We start from the raw sequence: 5,366 nt of genomic DNA, 5'->3' as shown, positions 1-5,366 counted from the left end.
CACCTTTTTATAAAGAACTTCAATTTAATATTTTTATGCTCTTTTAACTAAATACGTCTCTATAGGATTTCATTATCGGAGTACACCTTCTGCTTCTCTTTAATTTGTTTTTCCAAATATATTCGAGTTAATTTGAACTCTAGACTTAACTTGTGTGGACGTTTTCCTCCAACAAAACTAGCAACCTTATTTTAACAAATACTAGTATATAATTAGAGAGTTGTTGTACTATCAATAAAACTCTATTAGAAGCAGGTGAAGATATGAAAGATATACGTATCCTTATAGCAGACGACGATAAAGAAATCCGAAATTTATTAAAAATATATTTAGAACGAGAATTATACATGGTAGACACTGCAATCAACGGCGAAGAAGCCTTACATTTATTTAATCAAAATAACTATAACCTCGTTATATTAGATCTTATGATGCCCAAAATAGATGGAATCGAGGTATGTAAAAAACTTAGAGATAAAACTAACATACCTATATTAATGCTCACCGCTAAAGATCACGAAGTTGATAAAATTTTAGGTTTAAGCATTGGTGCTGATGATTATATTACGAAACCTTTCAGCATTCACGAAGTAATTGCACGAGTAAAAGCTCTTATGCGGCGTTTTTTAGTTCTCGGAAGTAACAATACTGCTCAAGAAAAAACAACTTTATCTTTTAAAGGACTAACTATCAATTTAAATACATACACAGTTCATACAAACAAAGAAGAAATTAGCTTAACCGGAAAAGAACTGGAACTGTTAAAATTCTTTACTTCAAACCCAGGGCAAGTATTTACAAAAACACAGCTCTTCCGAAATGTGTGGGACGATAATTATATAGAAGATGACAATACCGTTATGGTACATATTCGAAAACTCAGAAAGAAAATAGAAATTGACCCTTCCAATCCAAAATTCATTCAGACTATATGGGGAATTGGTTATAAGTTTGTAGGTGAAAAGCTTGAAGACTGATAAAACCCTCTTCCTGATTTCATTACAACTTATCATTTGCGGGATTTTAAACATACAAATGGATCCAAAAATAAAAATGTCTTTATTTATTATCCTTATCTTAATTACAATTTATCTCTTCTTTTCAAGAATACAATTCATTCAACATCGCAAAGCAATGGATACTAAATTAAGTCGTGTACTAAAAGGAAACTTACAAACGAGATTATTCACAAGCAATGACCACTCATTACATAATATCGTTTTTTCAATAAACGAGCTAATAGGTAAATTAGAGCAGGTTCAAATTGAAGCCAAAAGATCCGAGGAATCCAGAAAACAACTTTTGTCTAGTATCTCCCACGATATACGAACACCACTCACCTCCATTATCGGATATATAGATGCTTTGAAAGACGGAGTTGCTGCTTCTGAAATAGAAAAACAAGAATATCTTAAAATACTCTATATGAAATCAAATAACTTAAAGCACCTAGTTGATGAAATATTCAATATGGCGAAGCTAGACGCTAATGAATTTCCACTAAAAGAAGAAGAACTCGACTTTTCTGAAGTTACTAGAGAAGTTTTGATTGAATTTTTACCTGAGCTCTCAAAACATAACATCGAACTGCAAATTCTCATACCAGAATCTACTTGTCCTATCATCGCAGATCATCTAAGCATTATGCGGATTATCGGTAATTTAATGAAAAATGCAATTTATTACGGAAAGGATGGGAAAACAATAGGAGTCGAATTGCTAGAAGCTGATGCAGAATACGAACTTCATATTTGGGATCAAGGCCCTGGTATTCCAAAACATGATTTACAAAACGTATTTGAGCGAATGTACCGAAGCGAACAATCAAGAAACTCTTCATTTGGTGGTAGCGGTCTCGGGCTTTCTATTTCCAAAGCGCTTGTTGAGAAAAACGGTGGACATATATGGGTTGAAAGTACTCCATGGAAACGAACTACTTTTGGCTTTTCTATTCCAAAGCACAATACTTTTAAGAAATAGTTAAGAAATGATTAATATGCAGTTAAGCCTTCCTTTTTATGATGTAAGTAAGAACTTATAGAAAGCAGGTGTCTCCTATAAATACAATTATAAAAACGACTAACCTTACTAAAGTATATGGCAATCAAAAATCAGTAGATAATTTAAATATTAATGTTCAACAAGGGGAGATTTATGGCTTCATAGGCCGCAACGGTGCTGGTAAAACAACAACCATTCGTATGCTACTTAGTCTTATAAAGCCTACAAGTGGAACGATTGAAATATTCGGAGAGAACTTATTCCAAAATCAAAAAGATATTTTAAGCAGAATTGGTTCTATAGTTGAAGTTCCAGGATTTTATGAAAACTTAACTGCAAAAGAAAACCTATTAATTAATGCAAAGATAATTGGGGTTCACAAAAAGAACGCTATCGAAGAAGCATTAGAAATAGTAGGCTTGCAGCATGAGACAAAAAAGTTAGTAGGAAAGTATTCTTTAGGAATGAAGCAACGCTTAGGAATTGCACGTGCTCTTCTCCATTATCCTGAGCTACTCATATTAGATGAACCAACTAACGGACTAGACCCTATTGGTATTAAAGAAATGCGAAAACTTATTCATTCTTTAGCTCAAGAAAGAAATATAACAATACTCATTTCTAGTCACATATTAGCCGAGGTAGAACAGTTAGTCGATCGTATCGGAATTATTCATGAAGGAAAGTTACTAGAAGAAGTTTCTCTTGATACGCTGCGCAAGGCAAACCGTAAGTACATAGAGTTTCAAGTGAATAATGACGATAAAGCTGTGATGTTATTAGAAAATCATCTTCAAATTTTTGATTATGAAGTACATGATGAAGGAAATATTCGTATTTACTCTCATTTTGGACAACAAGGATACATAAACAGAACATTTGTTCTTAATGATATTGAAGTATTAAAAATGATGATAAGCGAAGATAGACTAGAAGATTATTTCACCAAACTAGTTGGAGGTGGAACAATTGGTTAATCTACTCTATACAGAACTCTTAAAGCTAAAACGCTCTAATATGTTTTTAATTAGCATTATTGGTGCTGGTGTCGCACCTTTCTTAGTTGTAGTAGCCTCTTATATACATATAAAAACAAAACAGCCAACTCCAACTATTTGGTTCCATCAATTATTCACTGACGTTAACTTATATACTACTTTAGTTATAGGATTCCCCTTATATGGAGTAGTGGTTGCTTATTTGCTTACCCGCGAATATACAGAAGATACACTGAAAAATTTACTAACTATCCCCGTGTCGCGCATTAGCTTTATTATAAGTAAATTCATCATTCTCTTTCTTTGGATTATGATGCTAACTTTAGTCGCTTGGGCACTTACTTTAATATTAGGGCTATTGGGGAACTTCCCTGGTTTTAACATTTCTTTACTTTTGGGTTCTTTCCTAGAATTTTTAATATGTGGTGGACTTCTCTTTCTATTGTCTTCACCTATTGTGCTACTAACTCTTGTAATGAAGAGCTATGTACCACCCATTATATTAACAGTCATTATTACAATGACTAATCTTATGCTCGTAAACTCCAAGCATAAAGATTTATTTCCGTGGACCGCTACTCTAGATATCGCAAATAACGAATTACAACCGACATATCCACCAGAGTATTCTTATATCATCATTGCAGTAACGACAATTTCCGGATTTATTGCAACACTATTCTATTTTAAAAAAGTAGACATTCATTAATGTATAGGAGTGAAACTATGAGCGATATCATTATTGCCTTCATACTCGGTATTGTAGAAGGATTAGCTGAATTTTTACCTATATCTTCTACTGGTCACCTTATATTAGTCGGGCATTTATTAGGCTTTGAGGGAGAAAGAGCAAAAACGTTTGAAATTGTTATTCAGCTAGGCGCAATTTTAGCTATTGCAATTTTATATCATAAACGTCTCGTTTCTTTATGTAATATTAAACCTCTTATACAGAAAGAAAAAAAATTCAATGCGTTCCATGTATTTCTTGGCGTATTTCCGGCAGTGGTTGCTGGTTTGCTACTACATGATATTATTAAAACATACTTATTCCAGCCATACACTGTTGTGATTGGACTTGTAGCAGGGGCAATTCTTATGATCTTTGCAGAAGTAAAAAAGAAAGAGGCAGCAGCCTATTCACTGGACGATTTAACATACCGCCAAGCTTTAACAATCGGATTATTTCAGTGCTTAGCGGTATACCCTGGCTTCTCTAGAGCTGGCTCTACTATCTCTGGAGGTCTATTAGCAAAAGTAAATTATAAGACTGCATCTGAATTCTCTTTTCTAATAGCTCTTCCTGTAATGATTGGGGCGACAGGCTTAGACTTACTAAAAAGTTGGAAGTATTTAAGTGTCGATGACATCCCTATGTTTGCGGTAGGATTCATTACCTCTTTTATAGTAGCGATGCTAGCGGTAGTAACTTTTCTAAAGCTTTTAGAGAAGATAGGTTTAAAACCTTTTGCATACTATCGTATTTTGTTGGCTATCTTATTTACGCTTTTCGTATTGCTATAGATTCATATAAGTCACATATTATTAAACTGATATTCAATTTAGAATATCGGTTTTTTTATCTATTTTAACTCTAGTATTACTCACTTCAATATGGCATAGTGATAATAAACTACCATTCATAATCTGAACGTTCTTTAAGTAACTATATCCTTTATCATAAAATGCAATTAGAAATTTAAAGATCCCATATATGTACAGAACATATTTACAAATTATATTCACTCCACATAGTATCTTTTTAATTTGCAACACACTAATACAAATTAAAAACGAGTACAAAGGCATAACAAATAAGTAAATTTCCTAGGAATTATAAAGAGACTAAATATTAATTAGAGTGAGGTGACGATAAAAATGAATCAATTAGCACAGACATATTGGGATACTTATTGGAGAAACAACAAAAAACCAGAATCTGTTACAGCTTGGCAATTTGGGGATGCCCCTAATTATCTTGCACAACTAGTAATTGACGGTATTAAAACAGCTACATGCTCCGGTCACATTTTTTATGAATTAGAACATGAATCGCTACCGACTACTAATGATTATAGTATTATACTCAATAGTAATGATGAACCTGTAGCTATTATTAAGACAATAGAAGTAACTGTAACACCAATGAATGAAGTAAGCGAAGAATTCGCTATCGCTGAAGGCGAAGGAGATCGTACTTATAATTACTGGAGAGACACCCATGTTCGTTTTTTTACAAAGGAACTAAATGAGCTTGGTCTTAATTTCTCTGAAGATATGTTACTCGTCTGTGAGCGTTTTGAACTTGTTGATGTGAACAATAAAGTGAAATTTTAATAAACTGAGATTTACCAGCCATTCTTATTT

The 5,366-nt window shown here is 33.1% G+C and carries 6 protein-coding genes; all 6 read left to right on the top strand.

The features are described from left to right. The first annotated feature begins 263 nt into the window (after nt 1–263). The gene (locus ACZDYH_RS30180; RefSeq protein ID WP_000651995.1) at nt 264–977 is read left to right on the top strand and encodes a response regulator transcription factor; all 714 of its coding nucleotides are present in this window, start codon (nt 264–266) and stop codon (nt 975–977) included. Continuing rightward, nucleotides 967–1,980, top strand: a complete 1,014-nt coding sequence (locus ACZDYH_RS30175) for a sensor histidine kinase (protein WP_139850097.1) — start codon at nt 967–969, stop codon at nt 1,978–1,980. Before ACZDYH_RS30180 ends, ACZDYH_RS30175 begins: the two co-directional genes overlap by 11 nt. 68 nt (nt 1,981–2,048) lie before the next feature. Continuing rightward, on the top strand, nt 2,049–2,978 hold the full coding sequence (locus ACZDYH_RS30170; RefSeq protein WP_000074581.1) for an ABC transporter ATP-binding protein: 930 nt from the start codon (nt 2,049–2,051) through the stop codon (nt 2,976–2,978). Then, the gene (locus ACZDYH_RS30165) at nt 2,971–3,708 is read left to right on the top strand and encodes an ABC transporter permease (protein WP_000247719.1); all 738 of its coding nucleotides are present in this window, start codon (nt 2,971–2,973) and stop codon (nt 3,706–3,708) included. The genes ACZDYH_RS30170 and ACZDYH_RS30165 overlap by 8 nt, the downstream gene beginning before the upstream one ends. Before the next feature lie 17 nt (nt 3,709–3,725). Further along, nucleotides 3,726–4,523, top strand: coding sequence for an undecaprenyl-diphosphate phosphatase UppP (gene uppP, locus ACZDYH_RS30160; RefSeq protein ID WP_001279957.1), 798 nt, complete (start codon nt 3,726–3,728; stop codon nt 4,521–4,523). Between the two features lie 354 nt (nt 4,524–4,877). After that, nucleotides 4,878–5,336, top strand: coding sequence for an ASCH domain-containing protein (locus ACZDYH_RS30155; protein ID WP_016124221.1), 459 nt, complete (start codon nt 4,878–4,880; stop codon nt 5,334–5,336). Nucleotides 5,337–5,366 lie beyond the last annotated feature (30 nt).

It is taken from the genome of Bacillus sp. EB V-12, assembly GCF_056158125.1.
This window is presented reverse-complemented; position numbering and strand designations above follow the sequence as displayed.

Bases quoted from the DNA above. Each gene is read 5' to 3' on its own strand.
- uppP (WP_001279957.1), top strand. From the start codon at position 3,726: ATGAGCGATATCATTATTGCCTTCATACTCGGTATTGTAGAAGGATTA.
- ACZDYH_RS30180 (WP_000651995.1), top strand. From the start codon at position 264: ATGAAAGATATACGTATCCTTATAGCAGACGACGATAAAGAAATCCGA.
- ACZDYH_RS30155 (WP_016124221.1), top strand. From the start codon at position 4,878: ATGAATCAATTAGCACAGACATATTGGGATACTTATTGGAGAAACAAC.